Origin of the sequence: Pseudofrancisella aestuarii (genome assembly GCF_003574475.2) — a bacterium.
Classification (GTDB): Bacteria; Pseudomonadota; Gammaproteobacteria; order Francisellales; family Francisellaceae; genus Francisella; species Francisella aestuarii.
Map to the genome: position 1 here is coordinate 166,690 of NZ_QLIS02000002.1, position 20,219 is coordinate 186,908.

Here is a 20,219-nt window from a genome sequence, read left to right on the forward strand (position 1 = left end):
GATTGCTATAATTTTCTTAAAATTCATAAAAAAATCGTTATATGAGAATTCTAATTATTAGACTTTCTGCTATAGGTGATATTTTTCACGCATTTACTGTGGCTAGGGATCTAAGAGAGAAATTTCCAAAGGCGACTATAGATTGGCTCGTTGATGAGAAATTTGAAAATATAGTTAAATTATGTACGGATATTGATAATGTTATATCTATTCCCTTTAAAAAGTGGAAAAAAAAGCCATTAAGCTTAATTCAAAACCTTTTAGAATTTAAAAGAAACTTGAAGCAGAAAGGAAATAGGTATGATTTTATTTTAGAGGCTCATGGCCTTTTGAAACCAGCTTTATTTGCCAAGTTTTTATTTAAAGGTGAGATTTATGGGCTTGATAGTAAATCTGCAAATGATGGTTTTTTTGCTTCTGTTTTTTATGATAAGAAATTTAAAGTTTCGAGAGATAATGTAGCTATTGTTAGATTTAGAGAGTTAGCATCAAAGGCTTTTAATACAAATATAAAGAAGCCGTATCAAATATCAATAAGTTCAGAAGTTAAAGATATTGATATAAAGGATTATATTTTATTGCTACATGGCACTTCAAAAGATAGTAAAAAACTAAGTCAAGAAAATTGGCAAGCTATTACAAGGTATATTTTAAAAAATACCAATAAAAATATATTAGTTACATATACAAATGAAGAAGAAAAACAGTTGTGTGATTCCTTGAAGGTGTTTTTAAATGATTCTAGGTTTGTAGTTCTAGATACTTTAGAGTTTAAAGATTTTATAAGTGTTGTTGAAAAAGCGGATTTGGTTTTAGGAGTTGATACTGGTTTTGTACACTTAGCTAATTTATTTAATAAAAGAGTAATAGGGGTTTATAAAGATAGTAATCCAAATTATGGAGGTCTTCTTGAGTCGAAGATTGCTAAAAATTTAGACTACAGATGCAAAGCTGTAAATATTGAAGAAATTAATGAAAATGTTGCTGAGCTTATAAAAGTAAGTGACTAAATTATTTTTAATAATTATTTTGGATATTTTGTAACATGGATAAACAATTAGTAGAACATATAGCGAAACTTTCTAGTTTTAAATTAACTAGTGATGAGCTTGAAAAGTTTACGAAAGATTTGACAAATATATGTGAAATTTTAGATGCGGTTAAAAAAGTTGATACTCAGGGAGTTAAGCCAATGATATCTCCTTTAAGTGTTGATTTTAAATTTAGAGAAGATGTTCCGACAGATCAGGATAATAGAAAGAGTTTTGAAAAATTTGCTTGTGAAATTGTTGATGATTATTTTATGGTTCCACAGGTTATTAAGTAGAGGGTAGCATGTCATATATTAAAAAATTACGAGAAAGGCTAGACTCAGGGAGTGTTACAGCAGTTGGACTGGTAAAAGAATACTTAAGTAAGATTAAGTTAGAAGATAAAAAGTTGAATTCAGTTATCACTCTTTGTGAAAAAGAGGCATTAGCTGAAGCTGAGACTGCTGATAAAATTATATCTGAAGGAAAACAGGGGTTACTTACTGGTATCCCAATATTACATAAAGATTTATTTTGTACAAAAGATATAAAAACAACAAGTGCATCTAGAATTTTAGATGACTTTATATCTCCATATGATTCTACAGTAACTAGAAAATGTAAAGAAGCAGGAATGATAACTCTTGGTAAGCTTAATATGGATGAGTTTGCTATGGGCTCAACTAATGAAAATAGTTATTATGGGGCTGTTAGTAATCCTTGGGATTTAGATAGAGTTCCTGGAGGGTCTTCAGGTGGGCCAGCTGCAGCTGTTGCTGCAGGTTTTGCACCAGTTGCTACAGGTTCTGATACTGGTGGTTCTGTTAGACAGCCGGCAAGTTTTTGTGGTTTAACTGCAATGAAGCCAACATATGGAAGCACTTCCAGATATGGAATGATAGCTTTCTCCTCATCATTTGATCAGGCTGGAATATTTGGGCATTATGCTGAAGATGTGGCTATTATGCTTGATACTATTTCAGGCGACTGTGAGTTTGATTCAACTTGTGTAGGCATTCCGGAGAATCACTTTACAAAAGATATCGATAAATCTATTGCTGGCAAAGTAGTAGGTGTAGATGAGAGTCTAATGAAAGATTTAAACCCTGATTTGGCCGCTCAAATGAAAAAAGCTTTAGAAAATTTAAAAGCTATAGGAGTCACAATTAAGAGTGTTACTATTCCAGACTTAAAAGAAGCACTATCTACTTATTATATTATTACACCAGCAGAGGCGGCAGCAAATTTGGCTCGATTTGATGGGGTTAGATATGGTCATAGAAGTGATAAAGCAACTGATTTAGAAAGTTTATATCAACTATCTAGATCAGAAGGTTTTGGTGCTGAGGTTAAGCGTAGAATTATGATAGGTAATTATGTATTGGCATCAAGCCAGTATGATTCTTATTATAATAAAGCTCAGCAAATTCGTAGAATTATGACAGATCAAATGAATAAGATTTTTGAAGAAGTTGATGCTGTATTTATGCCGGCTTCTCCTAGTGAGGCATTTAGAAAGGGAGATAAGTTAGATCCTGTATCTGCATATCTTTCTGATATATACACTATTCCAGCGAATATTTCTGGTCTTCCAGCAATATCGTTTCCAGTTGGTTTTGTTAATAATTTACCTGTAGGTGCTCAATTAATTGGTAAAGCTTTTAATGATAATGTTTTAACTCAACTAGTTGTACAGTATCAAAAACATAATTCTGTAGAAGAATTTATATTAGAGCAAGCGAGGATTTAGTAATGAAATGGGAGATGGTGATAGGGCTTGAAGTCCATATTCAGTTAAATACTAATTCTAAGTTATTTTCAAGTGCTGCTAATAAATATGGTCAGCATCAAAATACGCAAGCAGCGTTTTTAGATTTAGGATTGCCAGGGACTTTGCCTGTAGTAAATAAAGAAGCAATTCGTAAGGCTGTGATTTTTGGATTAGCAGTAGATGCTACTATTTCAAAAGATAGTTTTTTTGCGCGTAAGAATTATTTTTATCCAGATTTACCTAAAGGTTATCAGATTAGTCAGTCTAATAATCCAATCGTGCAAGAAGGTAAGTTAGAGATTGAAACATCTAAAGGCAACAAGATTATTCGTATAGAAAGAGCGCATTTAGAAGAGGATGCAGGAAAGTCTGTACATGGCTATGTTGGCGATGAGACAGGTCTTGACTATAATAGGGCAGGTACGCCTCTTTTAGAGATAGTAACATATCCAGATTTTAGATCTGCTGAAGAAGTGGTTGTTTATCTTAAGAAATTACACCAATTAGTTAAGCATCTAAATATTTGTGATGGAAATATGCAAGAAGGTTCTTTTAGATGTGATGTTAACCTTTCAATTCGTCCTGAAGGTGAGAAAGAATTTGGAACTCGTGCAGAGTTAAAAAATATAAATTCTTTTAGATTTATTGAATCAGCAATAGCATATGAATTTTCTCGCCAAGTAGCTGTTCTTGAGAAGGGTGGGAAAGTGGTTCAAGAAACTAGATTATATGATGCAGATGCTAATGAAACTAGATCTATGAGAGCAAAAGAAAATGCTTTTGATTATAGATACTTTCCAGATCCAGATTTATTGCCGCTTATTATCACTGAGGAGTATATTCAAGATATTAAGGCTAGTATGCCTCTTAAGCCTGAGCAAAGAGAAACTATATATAGAGAACATTTAGGAGAACAAGAGGTTGATTTCTTGTTATCAAACCTTGAGATTGCTGACTATTATGATCAAGTAGCTAAATCTGTTGGTTACAAAATAGCATATAACTGGATTACAGTAGATCTAATTTCTATACTAAATAGGTTAGAAAAAGAATTTTCTGGAGATATTGTGCCAGCTAATATTCTTGAAGAGATTATTACAAAAACACAAAGCGATGTAATATCGCAGAAAGCGGCTAAACAAGTTATAGGGGCATATATAGAGTCTCCTAAAAATATAGACACTCTTATCGAAGAGCTTGGCTTAAAGCAAGTTTCTGATGAAGGAGCTATCCGTGAGCTTGTACAAGGAATAATTAGAGATAATCCTGAACAAGCGGCAGACTTTAAAGCGGGTAAGGATAAGCTCATGGGGTTCTTTGTTGGTCAAGCAATGAAGGCTAGTAAAGGAAAGGCGAATCCAAAACAAGTAAACCAAATAGTGCAAGAAGAGTTGAGTAAATAAGGGTGGAATGATGAATACAGGTAAAATTTATTTTAGTTTGATGAAATTGAATGTTTTAAGTAGTAATTATGTTGATGACAGTTATAAGATAGCTTGGGAAAATAATATTTATCCATTTTTCCATGATAGCAGATATGAATATCATCAAGAACTATCAAAATATTTTGATAGAGCTGAAGAAAAAACTTTAGATAAGCTTTGTTTGTATTTAGATAATTATTTAGATGATAGAGTAGATTTTTCTAAGTTTGAAGAGGGTGTAGAAAAGATACTCGGTAAAGGTAATGTTTTCCCTGTTTTACATTACTTTTTTCAAGCTGGACAGTACCCTGATTTATTAAGTAACTTAAGAATGAATTTGTCTAATTTAAGTACGCATTTTGTTAATCGCTTTGAGACTAAAGGTTACTGGAAGTAATCGGATATTTAGATAGTGAAAGGATATTTATCTATTTGTAGGCTATTTGTTGCTGCATTAGCTTTGTTTGGGATGGGTATTTCCCTTATTAAATCGATATATCTTGTTGAAAGTTTTGGTTCTCTTTTTCATATATTTGCACAATTTACATATGTGAGCAATTTTATAGTTGCTATGGTGCTTATACTTGTTTCTTTAGGTAAGCTTGAAGATAAATATATTTTAATTCCATTACCATCTATAGTTATTACATATATAGTTTTTTCATTGTTTATATCTAAAGGTTTGGATAGTGAACCACTCTACAACATTATTGAACATTATTTAACGGCATTTTATTTAATGTTTGACTATATATTTTTTGTAAGTGGTAGAACTACTTTTTTAAGATCCTTTATTTTTGCTATATCTATAGTTCTTATATATTTAATATATGTTTTTATTTACGGCTTTATAGTTGGCTATTATCCATATCATTTTTTTGACTTAAATAAAGAAACGATTGAAAATGTGGTGTTGCTGGTCTTATTTATAAATATTGCCGTTATAATTTTATTTACTGCCTTTTTTGTTTTTAAAGTTTTACAGCTAGCTTTGTATGAGAAAATTGGTATAAATCCTTTTTCTAATAAAAAAGAAGCTATAAATTTACAAAAGAATTAATTTATTATTTACTTTGATTATCCTCTTTGACTAGTTAAAATTATATTTAAATTTTTATTACTAAAGCATATTTAATGAGTCAAACGCTGCATGAAGCTTTTTTTGAGCAAGTAAAAAGAACACCAAATAATATTTGTATAATAGATAATGATTTTTCTTTAACATATCAGCAAGTAAAAAATCTAATAACTCGCTTAAGTCATGATTTATATCACCAGGGAGTAAGAGAAGGAGATGTTGTTGGAATATATTGTGATAAGCGTTATGAAATAATAGTAGCTTTTTTAGCAATATCTTTAGTGGGCGGGCGATGCTTGCAGTTAGATAAGGCTTTCCCTATACCATTACTGAGAGATATAGTAGATGAGACTAATGCTAAAATTCTATTATGTGATAGCTATTTTGATGAATTAAAAGGAGTTAAAACTCTAAATATTGTAGATATTTGTAGCCAAGATAAGTTTTTAGCTGAAACTTCTTTAGCAATAAATGTTGACCCAGATAAGCCTGTTTGGATGGTTTATTCATCTGGTACAACAGGTAAGCATAAGGGGCTTTCGATTTCTCATAAAGCTATTTTAGCTTCGTATGAAACAAGATATAGAATTAAAGATTACGATGATAAGTCTAAGGTTGCATGTAATATTTATTATTTGTGGGAAGTCTTTAGGCCTATATTAAGAGGTGGTACTACATATATTGTTAGAGATGAAGTGTTGCATGATTTTTATGAACTAGCAGAATATTTTGTGAAACATAATATAAATGAAAGCTTATTTACACCTTCCTACCTCGAGACACTATTACATACTTCGCCAGATCAGGCTGATATTATTTTAAATCAATTAAAAGTCTGTTGGTTAAATGGAGAGGTGGTCTCAAGTTCCTTATATCATAAGATTTTGCCATACCTTGATACAGTGAAAATATATAATTTATATTCTATTTCAGAATGCCATGATGTAGCAGTATACCAATTATGTAGAGATGATAAACATGTCCAAGAGAAAGAGATAGTTCCTGTAGGTTATCTGCTAGATGATGTGGAAGTTGTTCTATTAAATGAAACGAATGAAATATGTAAGCCTCATGAAAAAGGTGAATTATATGTTCATAGTAGAGGATTGGCTATTGAATATATAAATAGACCAGAATTAAATTATGAGAGGTTTATTGATGCTAGTAGAAGTCCTATAGGTAAAAGATTATATAAGACAGGAGATTATGCTCAGTTAGATGAAAATGGAAAGTTAATTACTGTTTTTGGTAGATGTGACTATATAGTAAAGTTAAGAGGGTACACAATTTCTTTACCTTTTGTTGAAGCGGTTGTAAAAGATAAGTTAAATATAATGCACTGTGTGGTTGAAAAAGAAGGTAGTGGGCTTCTTGATGAACACTTAGTGGCATATATTGAGGTTCCAAAAGATAAGCAAGATGAGTTTTATCATAATTGGGAGTTTTCTAATAGTCATGAAATAAGTCAGAAAATAATAGATTGTATATCTCCTTTTTTGGCTATTTATATGAGACCACAAAGATTTGTGGTTCTAGATAAGATAAATATAAATGCTTACTCTAATAAGCTTGATAGAAGAAGTATCTTATCAGCAGTAAACAGTAAGAAAGTAAATGAAGTAAAGTTTGCGGAGGTGAGTACACTAGATGATTATAGAAATCTATGGAAAACTTTATTGAGTATCGATGAGGACTTGATTAGGGATGAAAGCAGCTTCTTTAAGCTTGGGGGAACATCGTTATCCGCTATGATGCTTATTAATGCTTTAGCTACACAAGGGTTTCATAGAGTTAAAATAGGTGATTTTATTTCTAATAATAGTTTTAAGGATAGTTATAATCTTTTTACTAATGGTGTTGGGAGCACGAGCCAGACTAATGACATAGAAATAGTAAATAAAGATGTTAATGAAGCTTTTAATTACTTAGTAAACACTATTAATAAGAAATCTAAAAAACCACTATGCAAGAATGGGAAAAATTGGTTAATAACCGGAGTGACAGGGTTTTTAGGTAAGCAAATATTAAAAGACCTTATAAAAAATACGGACGATCAAATTACTTGTCTTGTGCGTGCTGAGAATAAGTCTCATTTATTAAAACGTTTTGATGAGATTATAAAGAGTTTAAATGTTTTAGATGAAGATAAGAGTAGAATTAAGTTTATTAAAGGGGATGTGGCTAAAGGGTTCTTGGGCACAACTTCAGAGGATTGGATATATTTGCAAGAAAACGTTACGGGGATTATTAATATAGCCGCAGATGTTAATTTAATTTTGCCATATGAAAAAATTAGGGATAGCTCATTAATAGGAACCAGATCATTGATTGAGTTATCTTTGAGTTGTGAGCCTATTAAGCCCATATTTCATGTTTCTAGTAATGCTGTCTTTGCTGAGAGCGATTCTGCCGAGGTAGATGAAAGTCATGATATTGATAAATTCTTAGTGCAAGGGAAGTCTGGCTATGGTATGGCAAAATGGGCTGCAGAAAAGTTACTTCTTTTATCAAAAGACTTAGGATTAGAGGTGACAATTTTTAGGCCTGGAAATATTAGTGCTTCAGATATTGGAAATATAAATAAAAAAGACACAAACTATCTTATATTGAAATCTATTGTATCAAGTAAATCTATTCCAGAAGGTTTGGCTCTTGAGATGACTCCGATATCTCATTTATCAAAAAATATCATTAAAGCTGTTTTGGACAATAAACTTAACAAAATCTATAACATGACAAATATAAATATTGTTAATGATATTGATCTTATGGAGTTTACAGAATGTCATCTTCTTTCTAGAGATGAATGGATTAATCAGCTTAAAGATATTGAGCTAAAGGCCATAATTGATAATGATGATGAATGTTTATATTCTGTTGCTAATAATTATAAGCAGGCTAACTATGAAGAGCTTATGTCTGTGTGTGGCGTTAGTTACCCGTCAGTTTCTAAAGAAATGCTTGATCCAATGTTAAACTCATAACCCTTTCGAGGAGATAGTAATGCAGAAATTTAAAAATAAACACGTTGTTGTTTTTGGTGCTTCAAGTGGTATGGGTAGGAGTGTCTCTATTAAGTTACTTGAATTAGGTGCAAATATTTCAATTTGTGCTAGACGTAAGGAACACCTTGATGAAATTGTAAGTATCAAAAATGATTGTTGTTTGGGTATATCTACAGATGTTACAAACAAGCTTCAAGTTAAGAAATTTATTTTAGAGGCTATTAAGAAATTTGGACCAATAGATTATTTGATTAATGCAGCTGGGGTTATGTATTATCAAAAAATGACCAATAATGGTTATGATGAATGGCTATCAATGGTTAATATCAATGTTATTGGTCTTTTAAATATTTTACATTCATCATTGGAGTCACTTGTTGAGTCTAAAGGAATGTTGATAAATATCACCTCAGATGCGGGTAGACAAGCTTTTCCTGGGCTGGCCGTTTATTCAGGAACTAAAGCTTTTATGGAGTTTACATTAAGAGGATTGCGCCATGAGCTTGTTGAGAGTGGGGTTCGGGTGGTAAATATTCAGCCTGGTAATGTGGCAACATCATTGCACTCCATGTCTAGTGAAAAAGATGCTGTTACGGATTATAAAAGTGAAAATGATTGTGGATTTCTAGATCCTGAAAATATTGCTGATTCAATAATATATGCAATGAGCCAGCCAGCAAAAGTTGCGGTTAATGAAATATTAATTGAACCTCAGAGTGAGCCAATATAATAAGCCAAGGAAAGGTTATGAAGAGATATCTTTCAATTTTTAGATTACTTATTGCTACTCTAGCTTTGTTCGGGGTGATGGGGTCTATAATTGGTCACGTATATAGACATGAATTCAATTCTGTTTTTGAACTTTTTGCTCAATTTACTTATATTAGTAACTTTGTTGTAGCAATGATTTTAATTTTTGTTGCTTTGGAAAAATTAGAAGATAGACATATTATTATTCCTCTACCTTCTATTGTTTTAACATATATAGTTTTTTCTCTGTTTCTATCAGAGGGAATCCTTAGGGAAGATGTTTATAGTATTATAGAACACTATGTAATAGCCTTTTATCTAATGTTTGATTTTATATTTTTTGTTAATGGAAAAAATACTTTTTTTAGATCTCTTATCTTTGCTGTTTCAATAGTCGTTTTATATTTGATATATGTTTTTTTGTATGGCTATTTAACTAATGGGTACTATCCATATTTCTTTTTTGATCTAAAAACAAAGAGTGTTGAGAGCGTTATGGAAGTAGTCTTTTATATAAATCTAACTTTAGTTGTTTTGTTCATTATTTTCTTTGTACTAAAATTTATACAAATAGCCTTATATGAAAGATTTAATATTAGCTTCTTTTCTCAAAAACACTAAAAGTAAAATTAAATTGGTTTTTATCATCTTTTTTGTACTCTCTATAACCAATTCTTTCATATTTGCTTTTATCCCATTCAGGAAAGAAGGCATCTAAGTCAGTCATTTCTGTATCAACTTCAGTTATGTATAGCCTATCTGCTAAATTTACAAATTGCCTATAAATTTGAGCTCCACCAATTACAAATATTTCATAATGAGGTTTAGATTTCGCAAAATTTAAAACATTTTGAACATCATTTATTACTAAGCAATTATCTCTTTTATATTCTTTGTCACGAGTTAAGATTATATTTTTTCTATTTGGGAGGGGGCGACCAATTGAGTCAAATGTTTTTCTTCCCATAATAATATAGTTATTTTCTGTAATTTTTTTAAAATTCTTTAAATCTTCAGATAGTTTCCATGGTAGAGTGTTTTCTTTACCTATTCCATGATTCTTATCGTAAGCCACTATTAATGAAATCATTGATCATAGAGTTAATTTTTTTAAGTTTAGTTATTTTAACAGGTTGTTTGATATTTAAATAGTTTTGTGGTTTTAAAAAATGTGTGATAAAATCATCGAGCTTATGTTTTAAGCAAAAAAGTAATTGTTTAACTAAAAAATCATACATCTTGTATAACTTTATTCTCAAAGGGTGTCTTTTGATTGTTGAGAGTAAAATGGATGTAGGTTATAACCCAAAATAGAGGATAAAATTATGTCTTTAATGAAAGAAATGTTGTCTGCTGGTGTTCACTTTGGACACAAAAAAGCTTTCTGGAACCCAAAAATGAATGAGTATATCTTTGGTATTAACCATGGTGTGCATATCATAAACCTAGAAAAAACAGTTCCACTTTTCCAAGATGCAGTAAACTTTGTTGGTAAAACTGTAGCTAATGGTGGGAAAGTTCTTTTTGTTGGTACAAAAAGACAAGCTCAAGATATAGTTGAAGCAGAAGCTAAAAGATGTGGTATGCCATTCGTTAGTCATAGATGGTTAGGTGGAATGTTAACTAACTATAAAACTGTTAGACAGTCTATTAAAAGATTGGCCCAATTAGAAAAAATGAAAGAAGATGGTACATTAAATTCTTTAACTAAGAAGGAAATGCTTCAAAACCTTAGAACTATTGAGAAGTTGGAGAAAGTTCTTGGTGGTATTAAAGAGATGGGCGGTATTCCTGATGCTATCGTTGTTATTGATAGTAATAAAGAGCACATTGCTATTCAAGAAGCTAAAAAATTAGGTATTAAAGTGGTCTCTATAGTTGATACTAACTCTAATCCAGAATATATTGATTACATCATCCCAGGAAATGATGATGCAGTTAAGTCTATTTCTTTTTATATGAAAAAATTTGCTGATGCTATTATTGATGCTCAGGGCTTAGATAGAGCTTTAGAAGCTAAAGATGATGAGTCTGCTGAAGTTCAACAAGCACAATAAGAAAAGGAGCTAAAAAACAATGTCAAATATTTCTGCTACTTTAGTAAAGGAACTTAGAGAAAGAACTGGTGCTGGCATGATGGAGTGTAAAAAAGCTCTAGTTGCTGCAAATGGTGATATTGAAAAAGCTGCTGAAGAGATGAGAATTTCTGGTCAAGCTAAGGCTGATAAAAAAGCTTCTCGTATTGCTGCAGAAGGTGTTATTGAGGCGTATGCTGCTGATGGTAGAGCTGTGTTGCTTGAAATCAATTCAGAAACTGATTTCGTAGCAAGGGATGAAAGCTTCAAGGCTTTTGCTGCAAATGCAGTAAAAGCAGCTCATGCGGCTAAAGCTACAACAGTAGAAGCAGTATTAGAAGCTAAAATGTTTAATGGTGAAACTGTAGATGAAGCACGTAAAAACTTAATCGCTAAAATTGGTGAAAATATTCAGGTTAGAAGAATCAAGACTACAGATGCTCCTGTTCTTGGTGCTTATGTCCATGGTGGTAAGATAGGTGTTATTACTGCATTAGAAGGTGGTGATGAGACTTTAGCTAAAGATATAGCTATGCATGTTGCTGCAGTTAACCCTATGGTTGTTTCTGGTGAACAAGTTCCAGCTGATGTTGTTGCTAAAGAAAAAGAAATCTTTACAGCTCAAGCAAAAGAGAGTGGGAAGCCTATTGAAATTATTGAAAAAATGATTGAAGGTAGGATTCGTAAATTCTTAGATGAAGTTGCTCTTCTTGGCCAAGCTTTTGTAAAAGATCCTAGTATTAAAGTAGAAAAACTTGTTAAAGATAAATCTGCAAAAGTTTTAAATTTTATTCGTTTGGATGTTGGTGAAGGTATTGAGAAAAAAGAAGAAGACTTTGCAACAGAAGTAATGAATCAAATAAAAGGTTAATTTATGTCAGCTGCTCCAAAGCTTAAAAGAATTTTATTAAAGCTTAGTGGAGAATCTCTTGCTGGAAACAATGGTTTTGGGATAGATGTTTTTAATGCTCAAGCTATTATTTCTCAGATAAAAAAACTTGTAGATATGGGTGTTGAAATCGCTATAGTTATTGGCGGTGGAAATATTTTAAGAGGCGGCAGAGCTAATTTTGGAGACAGAATTAGAAGATCTACTGCTGATTCTATGGGTATGATTGCTACTATGATAAATGCTCTAGCTTTGCGAGACATGCTTCTGAGCGAGGGAGTGGAGGCTGAGGCTTTTTCTGCTAGGAGTATAGATTCTTTAATAAAATCTGCAAGTGCCCATGAGTTTAATATAGCTTTAAATGAAGGTAAGGTTGTTATATTCTCTGGTGGAACTGGTAACCCTTTTGTGACTACTGATAGTGCTGCTAGTCTTAGAGCTGTTGAAATAGGTGCAAACGCTTTGCTTAAAGCAACTACTGTTGATGGCGTTTATGATAAGGATCCAAATAAGTATGCTGATGCAAAGAGGTTTGATAGCATTACTTTTGATGAGGTTTTGAGTAAAGAACTTTCTGTTATGGACTTAGGATCTTTTCTTCAGTGTAGAGATTTTAATATACCAATATATGTTTTTGATATGCAAAAAGAAAATGCTTTATTAGATGCTGTAGTCAATAGTAGTTGTGGAACCTGGGTCGTTTAAATTAATTTATAGAGGTTATTTAGTAATATGATAAATGAAATTTTAAAAGATGCTGAAGTTAGGATGCAAAAAAGCTTGGATGTTTTGTCTGATGATCTAGCTAAGGTTAGAACGGGTAGGGCTCATCCTGATATTCTTGCACATATCGTGATAGATTATTATGGGGTAGAGACTCCTGTTACACAAGCTGCTAGTATAACTGTTTTGGATGCTAGAACTTTGGGTATTACGCCTTGGGAAAAGGGCTTGGCAGGTAAAATTGAAAAGGCTATTATTTCTTCAGATTTGGGCCTCAATCCTACTAATCTTGGAGATTCTCTTAGAATTCCTATGCCAGCTCTCAATGAGGAAAGAAGAAAAGAGCTTGTAAAGCTAGTAAGATCTGAGACAGAAAATGGTAAAATTTCTGTTAGAAATATTCGTAGAGATGCTAATGGCGATATAAAAGAGCTTCTTAAAGAGAAAGAAATTACTGAGGATGAAGCAAAAAGAGCTGAGGATAGTATTCAGAAGATAACGGATAAGATGATTGCTCAGGCTGATGCTTTGTGTACTAAGAAAGAGCAGGATCTAATGGCGATATAGTTGTTTCTTAATAATTTCTTGTATTTAATCAGAATCTTTTTTATCATTTATACATTCTAATTTCAAAATTTATTCTATGAGTTTTGGTGAAGAGCCTAATCTTAGGCATATTGCTGTTATTATGGATGGTAATGGCAGATGGGCAAAGAGTAGGTTTAAGCCAAGAATTTTTGGTCATAGAAGTTCTGTTTCTAGAGTTGATTCTACTATAGAATATTGTACTGAAAATGATGTGCAAGCTCTTACATTATTTGCATTTGGTAGAGATAATTGGTCTCGCCCTAAAGATGAGGTTGATGATCTTATGGAGTTATTTTTGAAGACTCTAGAGAATAAGGCAGAAAAGCTTCACAAAAATAATGTTAAACTAACAGTTGTTGGAGATAGAAAGAGATTATCATCTGAGTTGCTTGCAAAAATTGAAGAGGTTGAGAAGCTTACAGCTCAAAATAGCGCTTTAGATTTGAGGTTGGCTGTTGATTATGCGGGTAGGTGGGAGATATTAGAGGCTGTTAAGTCTTTATGTTTGGAGCTTTCTGGCGATGAGGAAAGGATTAGAGATATAGAGATGCAAGATTTTGAGAAAAAACTTGTGGCGGGGTCTTTGCCTGTGGATTTGCTTATTAGAACGAGTGGAGAGGTTAGGCTTAGTGATTTTATGCTTTGGCAACTGGCATATGCAGAGATGTATTTCACAAAAGTTATGTGGCCTGACTTTACAAAGAAGGAAATGCAAAAGGCAGTTGACTATTATTACACAAGACAAAGAAGATTTGGAAAAACTTCGTAGTTTATTAATTTGGGATGGATAAAAAATAATGAAACAAAGAATAGTTACTGGAGTATTGCTAGCTCTTGTTGTGTTTGGATTTTTACTTGTTGCTTCGGATTATATTTTCGGGGTTGGTGTGTTTTTGGTTGCTATACTTGGTGCGTATGAGTGGATTAGGTTGGCTGGAGTAAGTAATAATGAGGATATTATTAAGTATTTAGCGATTTATGGTGTTTTAGCCATACTGGTTGCAGCGTTATTTAAATATATACAATTCATTTTTCCAGTTTTTTGGTTGTATGGCGTATATAAGCTTTATCAGTATGAGAAAGAAAAGATTGAGAAATTAACATCTCTAGAAATACTTATCTTTGGTGCTTTTGCGCTAACACCTTTTGCCGCATCGCTGTATGTGTTACATAGCAATGGTATTGCATGGGTGTTTTTATTTATATTGATTATAGCTGCTGCTGATAGTGGAGCATACTTTGTTGGAAAGTCTATGGGTAAAACACTGCTGCTTCCAAGATTAAGCCCTAAAAAAACTATAGAAGGACTGATTGGTGGACTTATTTTAGCAATTATCGTTTCTATAGTGTTTTTGTTATTTATGGATTTAGGTTTTTTAAAGTATTTGCTTATGATCATTGTTTGTGGAGTTGTATCAATAGTTTCTGTTATTGGGGATGTTTTTGAGAGTATGATAAAGAGGGTTGCTGGGGTTAAAGATAGTGGAGATATTTTACCTGGTCACGGAGGTATTCTTGATAGAATAGATGGTTATTTGCCAACTCTGCCTTTATTTGTGTTTTTGGGATATGTTGTAGGTGTTTTAAACTTTTAATTTTGGAGTTTTATTTTGATAGGAAGGGTTCAAATAAAAATATTGAACAAAGAATTGATTGGTGATATTCCTCGGTATGCAACTTTAGGATCAGCGGGAGTTGACTTGACTGCTTGTATTAAGGAGAGTGTTTTTCTTGGGCCTGGAGAGTGTAAGCTTGTTGGGACTGGGATCGCAATAAATATTGCCAATCCTGATTTGGCTGCTTTAATTTTACCAAGGTCTGGCTTGGGCCATAAAAAAGGCTTGGTGCTAGGTAATGGTACTGGGTTGATTGATTCGGACTATCAGGGTGAGTTGATGGTTTCTTGTTTTAATCGCTCTAAGGAGGCTATAGAAATAATTCCTTTAATGAGATTTGCACAGTTAGTTATTATTCCTGTGGTGCAAGCGGAATTTGACTTGGTAGAAGAGTTTGATGATGTGACAAGTAGAGCAAGCGGTGGTTTTGGCCATACAGGAGAGATTTAATGTTTTTTAATGTTCCAAATTTATTAACTTTTGGAAGGTTGTTTTTAATACCCTTTATGATTATTTGTTTTTATATTGATTTTAAGCATCATCATGGGGTAACTGCGACATTATTTCTGTTAGGTGCTGCGACAGATTGGTTGGATGGTTATCTGGCTAGAAGATGGGAGCAAACATCAAAATTGGGAGCTTTCTTGGATCCTGTTGCAGATAAGCTAATAGTTGCTACAGCTCTTTGTTTGTTTGTTGAGATGTATCCTTATTGGTGGGCTACAATTCCAGCTATTATAATGATTTGTCGAGAAATTTTAGTTTCAGCATTGAGAGAGTGGATGGCTGAATTGGGCCAGAGAAGTGTGGTTAAGGTTGGTTATTGGGGAAAGGTTAAAACTGCTGCTCAAATGACGGCTTTATTTATATTTTTAATCAAGCCAGCTATACATTTTGAGACTTCTGTTGATTATTCTAGTTTTAATACTTGGTTTATTTTGTTGGGCTTTTTTATGCTTTATGTAGCTGTAGTTCTTACGGTATATTCTATGTGTAATTATTTATATGTTGCATTTAAGTCTATTTTTGGAAAACAAAACTAGCTGGTTTTTTGCTTTTCTTTATCTTTCTTTTTTGATATGATTTGTGCGTAATGCTATTTTTACAGTTAAATGGCGTGAAAATATATAAATTAAATACTGATGTAAAATAAAAACGGAGAATAATAACTAATGGCAACAGTCAATCAGTTGGTGAACAGCCCTCGTAAGAGATCGGTTGTTAAATCTAAGGTGCCTGCGTTAAAGGCGTGTCCTCAAAGAAGAGGGGTTTGTACAAGAGTTTATACAACAACTCCTAAGAAGCCTAACTCAGCACTTAGAAAAGTTGCTCGTGTAAGATTAACGAGTGGTTTTGAAGTTACAAGTTATATTGGTGGTGAAGGTCACAACCTGCAAGAGCATAGTGTTGTTCTTATAAGAGGTGGTAGGGTTAAAGATTTACCCGGTGTGCGTTACCATATCGTAAGGGGTGCTTTAGATACTTCAGGCGTTAATAATCGTAAGCATGGTCGTTCTAAGTACGGTACTAAGCGTCCTAAGTCTTAGTTTGTGTTTAAATTAAATTTAAAAAGGTGTATTAATGTCTAGAAGAAATAGAGCCCCTAAGCGTGATATTTTACCAGATCCAAAGTATAAGAGTCAGGTTGTAGCTAAATTTGTAAATCATATTATGTTAGATGGTAAGAAGTCTGTTGCAGAAAAAATTGTTTATGGTGCGTTTGATAAGATTAAAGCGAAAGATTCTTCAGTTAATGAAGTGGAAGTTTTTGAGAGTGCTTTAGAGAGTATTAGTCCTTTAGTTGAGGTTAAGTCTCGTAGGGTTGGTGGTGCGACATATCAGGTTCCTGTTGAGGTTAGACCTGAGCGTCGTCAAACTTTAGGTATGAGATGGATTATAGAAGCAGCCCGTAAAAGAAAAGAGAGTACTATGGGTGATAGAGTGGCTGCTGAGCTACTTGAAGCTGTTGAAGGTAGGGGCGCTGCTATCAAAAAGAGAGAAGATACTCATAAAATGGCGGAAGCAAATAAAGCATTTGCTCATTTCCGTTGGTAATTTAAGGGAGAAATATAGTGTCTCGTAAAACGGTTTTAGAGAAATATAGAAATATTGGTATCTGTGCTCATGTTGACGCAGGTAAGACTACAACTACAGAGCGTATTCTATTTTACACTGGTTTGTCTCACAAGATTGGTGAGGTTCATGACGGTGCTGCTACTATGGATTGGATGGAGCAGGAGCAGGAAAGGGGTATTACTATTACTTCTGCTGCTACTACTACATTTTGGAAAGGTATGGATCAGCAATTTGATGAGCATCGTATTAATATTATTGATACTCCAGGTCACGTTGACTTCACTATTGAGGTAGAGCGTTCATTGCGTGTACTTGATGGTGCTGTGGTTGTTTTTTGTGGATCGTCTGGTGTCGAGCCTCAGTCAGAGACTGTATGGCGTCAAGCTAATAAATATGGTGTGCCAAGAATTGTTTTTGTAAATAAGATGGATAGATCTGGTGCGGACTTTGAAAGAGTGTGTGCTCAAATTAGGACTCGTCTTAAAGCTACTGTAGTTCCTGTTCAGTTGAATATTGGTGCTGAAGAAGATTTTAAGGGCGTGGTAGATCTAATTAGGATGAAAGCTATCATGTGGAATGAGGCTGATCAAGGTCTTACTTATGACTTGGTTGATATTCCAGTAGAGCTTCAAGATAGGGCTGAAGAGCTTCGTATGGAGATGGTTGAAGCAGCGGCTGAGTCTTCTGAAGAGTTGATGGAAAAATATTTAGAAGGCGGCGAGCTTTCTGAAGATGAGATTCATGAAGGATTACGTAGACGTGTAATTAATAATGAGATTGTTTTAGCATTCTGTGGCTCGGCTTTTAAGAATAAGGGTGTTCAGGCTGTTCTTGATGGTGTTGTGCGATATTTGCCAGCACCTAACCAAGTTCCTGCTATTAAGTGTGAAACTGAAGATGGTCAGCCAGCAGCAAGAAAATCTTCTGATGATGAGCCTTTTGCAGCATTGGCATTTAAGTTGGCTACTGACCCATTTGTTGGTAACCTTACATTTATACGTGTTTACTCAGGTGTTCTTAAGTCTGGCGATGCGGTTTATAACCCGGTTAAGAGTAAAAAAGAGCGTGTAGGGCGTATTGTCCAAATGCATGCTAATAAGCGTGAAGAAATTAAAGAAGTTAGGGCTGGTGATATAGCTGCTTGTATTGGTCTTAAGGATGTAACTACTGGTGATACGTTGTGTGATCTTGATAAGGTGGTAATTCTTGAGAGAATGGAGTTTCCAGAGCCGGTTATTTCTGTTGCTGTTGAACCTAAAACAAAGGCAGATCAAGAGAAGATGGGTATTGCCTTAGGTAAGTTAGCTGCGGAAGATCCTTCATTTAGAGTGAAAACTGATGAGGAAAGTGGTCAAACAATTATCTCTGGTATGGGAGAGCTTCACTTAGATATTATTGTTGATCGTATGAGAAGAGAGTTTAAAGTAGAAGCAAATGTTGGTAATCCGCAAGTTGCATACAGAGAGACTATTAAATCAACTGTTGAGCAAGAGTCTAAATTTGTTCGTCAATCGGGTGGTCGTGGTCAATATGGTCATGTATATGTAAAATTTGAGCCTCTATCTGGCCAGGATGAAAATGGTGAAGATAAGGTTTATGAGTTTGTTGATGCTATCGTTGGCGGTGTTGTTCCTAAGGAATATATAGGTTCTGTTTCTAAAGGTATTGAAGAGCAGTTATCAAATGGTGTTTTGGCTGGGTATCCTATGATAGGTGTTAAAGCTACATTGTTTGATGGTTCTTATCATGATGTTGACTCTAGTGAGATGGCATTCAAGATTGCTGGATCTATGGCTCTTAAAGAGGGCGCTAAAAAAGCAAACGCATGCATACTTGAACCTATAATGAAGGTTGAGGTTGTAACTCCAGAGGATTATCTTGGAGATGTTATGGGAGACCTTAATAGAAGAAGAGGTATTATTGAGGGTATGGATGAAAATCCAAGTGGTAGAGTTGTAAGTGCTCTAGTTCCTCTTGCTGAAATGTTTGGTTATGCTACTAATGTTCGTTCAATGAGCCAAGGTAGAGCATCTTTCTCTATGGAGTTTAAAAAGTATGCTGAAGTACCAAGCAATATTGCTGATGAAATAATAAAAAAACGTAACGCTTAATTGAAAAGGGTATAAATAAAATGGCTATAAATAATCAACGTATTAGAATTAGACTAAAGGCCTTTGATCACAAGCTTATTGACGCTTCTACTCAGGAGATTGTTGATACAGCTAAGAAAACAGGGGCTCAGGTTAAGGGACCTATTCCTTTGCCTATGCGTAAAGAGAGATTCACAATTCTTATTTCTCCTCACGTAAATAAAAAGGCGAGAGATCAATATGAAATAAGAACTCATAAGAGATTAATTGATATTGTTGAGCCTACAGATAAGACTGTTGATGCTTTAATGAAGCTTGATTTAGCTTCAGGTGTTGATGTTCAAATTAGTTTGAGTTAATATATATTACCTTTTTTAAAGGTGTAATTAACTTTGGTCTTCGTGGTCAATCGTAATCATGGAGTTAAATAATAATAATAGAGGATAAAATATGTCTTTAGGATTAGTTGGTCGCAAATGTGGTATGACTCGTATTTTTACTGAAGATGGCGTTTCTATTCCTGTAACTGTAGTTCATATTGAGCCAAATGTTGTTGCTCAGGTTAAAACTACTGAAACAGATGGGTATAGTGCTGTTCAAGTAACTACTGGTTTTAAGAAGCGTTCGAATGTTAACAAGCCTTTAGCTGGACATTTTGCTAAAGCTGGTGTTGAGCCGGGCCGTGGTTTGTGGGAGTTTGTTGTTGAGTCTACTGATGATCTTCAAGTTGGAGCATCTGTTGATGCTAGTGTTTTTGAAGCAGGTCAAAAAGTGGATGTAAGAGGTGTTTCTAAGGGTAAAGGTTTTGCTGGTGTTGTAAAGCGTCACAATTTCAGAACTCAAGATGCTTCTCATGGTAACTCACTGTCTCATAGGGTTCACGGCTCTACAGGTCAAAACCAGACCCCAGGTAGAGTATTCAAGGGTAAGAAGATGGCTGGTCATATGGGTAATGAAAATGTTACTATTCAGTCACTTGAGGTTGTTAAAGTTGACGTGGAAAATGGATTATTGCTTTTAAAAGGTGGTATTCCAGGATCTGTTGGTGGAAATGTTATTGTTTCTCCAGCGGTTAAAAGTTAGTAGAATTATACCGGAGATTT

The 20,219-nt window shown here is 33.7% G+C and carries 23 protein-coding genes; 22 read left to right on the forward strand and 1 reads right to left on the reverse strand.

Going from position 1 to position 20,219, the window contains the following annotated elements:
• Window positions 1-41: 41 nt before the first annotated feature.
• The 9 genes from waaC (at window position 42) to DNK87_RS04820 (ending at window position 9,680) form a co-directional block, all read left to right on the forward strand.
• A complete protein-coding gene (gene waaC, locus DNK87_RS04780; protein WP_119329765.1) occupies window positions 42-1,010 on the forward strand; it encodes a lipopolysaccharide heptosyltransferase I in 969 nt (322 codons plus the stop codon).
• Between the two features lie 35 nt (window positions 1,011-1,045).
• Window positions 1,046-1,327, forward strand: coding sequence for an Asp-tRNA(Asn)/Glu-tRNA(Gln) amidotransferase subunit GatC (gene gatC, locus DNK87_RS04785; RefSeq protein ID WP_071663221.1), 282 nt, complete (start codon window positions 1,046-1,048; stop codon window positions 1,325-1,327).
• A gap of 8 nt (window positions 1,328-1,335) precedes the next feature.
• Window positions 1,336-2,781 carry an Asp-tRNA(Asn)/Glu-tRNA(Gln) amidotransferase subunit GatA gene (gene gatA / locus DNK87_RS04790; RefSeq protein WP_119329766.1) on the forward strand — a complete coding sequence of 482 codons (1,446 nt, stop codon included), beginning with the start codon at window positions 1,336-1,338 and terminating at the stop codon, window positions 2,779-2,781.
• Window positions 2,782-2,783: 2 nt separating this feature from the next.
• A complete protein-coding gene (gene gatB, locus DNK87_RS04795; RefSeq protein WP_119329767.1) occupies window positions 2,784-4,205 on the forward strand; it encodes an Asp-tRNA(Asn)/Glu-tRNA(Gln) amidotransferase subunit GatB in 1,422 nt (473 codons plus the stop codon).
• Between the two features lie 10 nt (window positions 4,206-4,215).
• Window positions 4,216-4,623: a hypothetical protein gene (locus DNK87_RS04800; RefSeq protein WP_119329768.1), complete on the forward strand. Its 408-nt coding sequence runs from the start codon at window positions 4,216-4,218 to the stop codon at window positions 4,621-4,623.
• 15 nt (window positions 4,624-4,638) lie between these two features.
• Window positions 4,639-5,286, forward strand: coding sequence for a hypothetical protein (locus DNK87_RS04805; protein ID WP_119329769.1), 648 nt, complete (start codon window positions 4,639-4,641; stop codon window positions 5,284-5,286).
• A gap of 74 nt (window positions 5,287-5,360) precedes the next feature.
• Window positions 5,361-8,288, forward strand: coding sequence for a non-ribosomal peptide synthetase (locus DNK87_RS04810; RefSeq protein WP_119329770.1), 2,928 nt, complete (start codon window positions 5,361-5,363; stop codon window positions 8,286-8,288).
• Between the two features lie 19 nt (window positions 8,289-8,307).
• Window positions 8,308-9,039 carry an SDR family oxidoreductase gene (locus DNK87_RS04815; protein WP_119329771.1) on the forward strand — a complete coding sequence of 244 codons (732 nt, stop codon included), beginning with the start codon at window positions 8,308-8,310 and terminating at the stop codon, window positions 9,037-9,039.
• A 17-nt stretch (window positions 9,040-9,056) separates the two neighbouring features.
• Window positions 9,057-9,680 (forward strand): Pr6Pr family membrane protein, encoded by a 624-nt coding sequence (locus DNK87_RS04820; RefSeq protein ID WP_119329772.1) that lies wholly within the window; start codon window positions 9,057-9,059, stop codon window positions 9,678-9,680.
• Here DNK87_RS04820 and DNK87_RS04825 read toward each other — a convergent pair.
• Entirely contained in the window at window positions 9,655-10,149 is a 495-nt protein-coding gene (locus tag DNK87_RS04825) for a dihydrofolate reductase (protein WP_119329773.1), read from the reverse strand. The two genes, DNK87_RS04820 and DNK87_RS04825, sit on opposite strands and share 26 nt — an antisense overlap.
• Before the next feature lie 235 nt (window positions 10,150-10,384).
• On the opposite strand from DNK87_RS04825, the gene rpsB reads away from it, so the two are divergent.
• The 13 genes from rpsB (at window position 10,385) to rplC (ending at window position 20,199) form a co-directional block, all read left to right on the forward strand.
• Window positions 10,385-11,116, forward strand: a complete 732-nt coding sequence (rpsB, locus tag DNK87_RS04830; protein ID WP_119329774.1) for a 30S ribosomal protein S2 — start codon at window positions 10,385-10,387, stop codon at window positions 11,114-11,116.
• A 19-nt stretch (window positions 11,117-11,135) separates the two neighbouring features.
• Window positions 11,136-12,005, forward strand: a complete 870-nt coding sequence (gene tsf, locus DNK87_RS04835) for a translation elongation factor Ts (RefSeq protein ID WP_119329775.1) — start codon at window positions 11,136-11,138, stop codon at window positions 12,003-12,005.
• Between the two features lie 3 nt (window positions 12,006-12,008).
• On the forward strand, window positions 12,009-12,728 hold the full coding sequence (pyrH, locus tag DNK87_RS04840; RefSeq protein ID WP_119329776.1) for a UMP kinase: 720 nt from the start codon (window positions 12,009-12,011) through the stop codon (window positions 12,726-12,728).
• Between the two features lie 27 nt (window positions 12,729-12,755).
• Window positions 12,756-13,313 (forward strand): ribosome recycling factor, encoded by a 558-nt coding sequence (frr, locus tag DNK87_RS04845; protein WP_119329777.1) that lies wholly within the window; start codon window positions 12,756-12,758, stop codon window positions 13,311-13,313.
• Between the two features lie 76 nt (window positions 13,314-13,389).
• Window positions 13,390-14,103, forward strand: coding sequence for a polyprenyl diphosphate synthase (gene uppS / locus DNK87_RS04850; protein ID WP_119329778.1), 714 nt, complete (start codon window positions 13,390-13,392; stop codon window positions 14,101-14,103).
• 28 nt (window positions 14,104-14,131) lie between these two features.
• Window positions 14,132-14,929, forward strand: coding sequence for a phosphatidate cytidylyltransferase (locus DNK87_RS04855; protein WP_119329779.1), 798 nt, complete (start codon window positions 14,132-14,134; stop codon window positions 14,927-14,929).
• Between the two features lie 18 nt (window positions 14,930-14,947).
• Entirely contained in the window at window positions 14,948-15,400 is a 453-nt protein-coding gene (gene dut / locus DNK87_RS04860; protein WP_342212430.1) for a dUTP diphosphatase, read from the forward strand.
• Window positions 15,400-15,993 (forward strand): CDP-diacylglycerol--glycerol-3-phosphate 3-phosphatidyltransferase, encoded by a 594-nt coding sequence (pgsA, locus tag DNK87_RS04865; protein ID WP_119329781.1) that lies wholly within the window; start codon window positions 15,400-15,402, stop codon window positions 15,991-15,993. The genes dut and pgsA overlap by 1 nt, the downstream gene beginning before the upstream one ends.
• 129 nt (window positions 15,994-16,122) lie before the next feature.
• Entirely contained in the window at window positions 16,123-16,497 is a 375-nt protein-coding gene (gene rpsL / locus DNK87_RS04870; RefSeq protein WP_071663204.1) for a 30S ribosomal protein S12, read from the forward strand.
• Window positions 16,498-16,531: 34 nt separating this feature from the next.
• A complete protein-coding gene (gene rpsG / locus DNK87_RS04875; RefSeq protein ID WP_119329782.1) occupies window positions 16,532-17,005 on the forward strand; it encodes a 30S ribosomal protein S7 in 474 nt (157 codons plus the stop codon).
• Between the two features lie 17 nt (window positions 17,006-17,022).
• Window positions 17,023-19,137: an elongation factor G gene (gene fusA, locus DNK87_RS04880; protein WP_119329783.1), complete on the forward strand. Its 2,115-nt coding sequence runs from the start codon at window positions 17,023-17,025 to the stop codon at window positions 19,135-19,137.
• A gap of 20 nt (window positions 19,138-19,157) precedes the next feature.
• Entirely contained in the window at window positions 19,158-19,475 is a 318-nt protein-coding gene (rpsJ, locus tag DNK87_RS04885; protein ID WP_119329784.1) for a 30S ribosomal protein S10, read from the forward strand.
• 91 nt (window positions 19,476-19,566) lie between these two features.
• Window positions 19,567-20,199: a 50S ribosomal protein L3 gene (gene rplC / locus DNK87_RS04890; RefSeq protein ID WP_119329785.1), complete on the forward strand. Its 633-nt coding sequence runs from the start codon at window positions 19,567-19,569 to the stop codon at window positions 20,197-20,199.
• The last annotated feature ends 20 nt before the right edge of the window (window positions 20,200-20,219 follow it).

Excerpts from the sequence above, each read along its gene's own strand:
- pyrH (WP_119329776.1), top strand. The coding sequence starts at position 12,009 with ATGTCAGCTGCTCCAAAGCTTAAAAGAATTTTATTAAAGCTTAGTGGA.
- rpsB (WP_119329774.1), top strand. The coding sequence starts at position 10,385 with ATGTCTTTAATGAAAGAAATGTTGTCTGCTGGTGTTCACTTTGGACAC.
- waaC (WP_119329765.1), top strand. The coding sequence starts at position 42 with ATGAGAATTCTAATTATTAGACTTTCTGCTATAGGTGATATTTTTCAC.
- pgsA (WP_119329781.1), top strand. The coding sequence starts at position 15,400 with ATGTTTTTTAATGTTCCAAATTTATTAACTTTTGGAAGGTTGTTTTTA.
- gatC (WP_071663221.1), top strand. The coding sequence starts at position 1,046 with ATGGATAAACAATTAGTAGAACATATAGCGAAACTTTCTAGTTTTAAA.
- frr (WP_119329777.1), top strand. The coding sequence starts at position 12,756 with ATGATAAATGAAATTTTAAAAGATGCTGAAGTTAGGATGCAAAAAAGC.
- gatA (WP_119329766.1), top strand. The coding sequence starts at position 1,336 with ATGTCATATATTAAAAAATTACGAGAAAGGCTAGACTCAGGGAGTGTT.
- rplC (WP_119329785.1), top strand. The coding sequence starts at position 19,567 with ATGTCTTTAGGATTAGTTGGTCGCAAATGTGGTATGACTCGTATTTTT.
- tsf (WP_119329775.1), top strand. The coding sequence starts at position 11,136 with ATGTCAAATATTTCTGCTACTTTAGTAAAGGAACTTAGAGAAAGAACT.
- DNK87_RS04855 (WP_119329779.1), top strand. The coding sequence starts at position 14,132 with ATGAAACAAAGAATAGTTACTGGAGTATTGCTAGCTCTTGTTGTGTTT.
- uppS (WP_119329778.1), top strand. The coding sequence starts at position 13,390 with ATGAGTTTTGGTGAAGAGCCTAATCTTAGGCATATTGCTGTTATTATG.
- gatB (WP_119329767.1), top strand. The coding sequence starts at position 2,784 with ATGAAATGGGAGATGGTGATAGGGCTTGAAGTCCATATTCAGTTAAAT.
- rpsL (WP_071663204.1), top strand. The coding sequence starts at position 16,123 with ATGGCAACAGTCAATCAGTTGGTGAACAGCCCTCGTAAGAGATCGGTT.
- DNK87_RS04810 (WP_119329770.1), top strand. The coding sequence starts at position 5,361 with ATGAGTCAAACGCTGCATGAAGCTTTTTTTGAGCAAGTAAAAAGAACA.
- rpsG (WP_119329782.1), top strand. The coding sequence starts at position 16,532 with ATGTCTAGAAGAAATAGAGCCCCTAAGCGTGATATTTTACCAGATCCA.
- DNK87_RS04825 (WP_119329773.1), bottom strand. The coding sequence starts at position 10,149 with ATGATTTCATTAATAGTGGCTTACGATAAGAATCATGGAATAGGTAAA.
- DNK87_RS04800 (WP_119329768.1), top strand. The coding sequence starts at position 4,216 with ATGAATACAGGTAAAATTTATTTTAGTTTGATGAAATTGAATGTTTTA.
- DNK87_RS04815 (WP_119329771.1), top strand. The coding sequence starts at position 8,308 with ATGCAGAAATTTAAAAATAAACACGTTGTTGTTTTTGGTGCTTCAAGT.
- rpsJ (WP_119329784.1), top strand. The coding sequence starts at position 19,158 with ATGGCTATAAATAATCAACGTATTAGAATTAGACTAAAGGCCTTTGAT.
- DNK87_RS04820 (WP_119329772.1), top strand. The coding sequence starts at position 9,057 with ATGAAGAGATATCTTTCAATTTTTAGATTACTTATTGCTACTCTAGCT.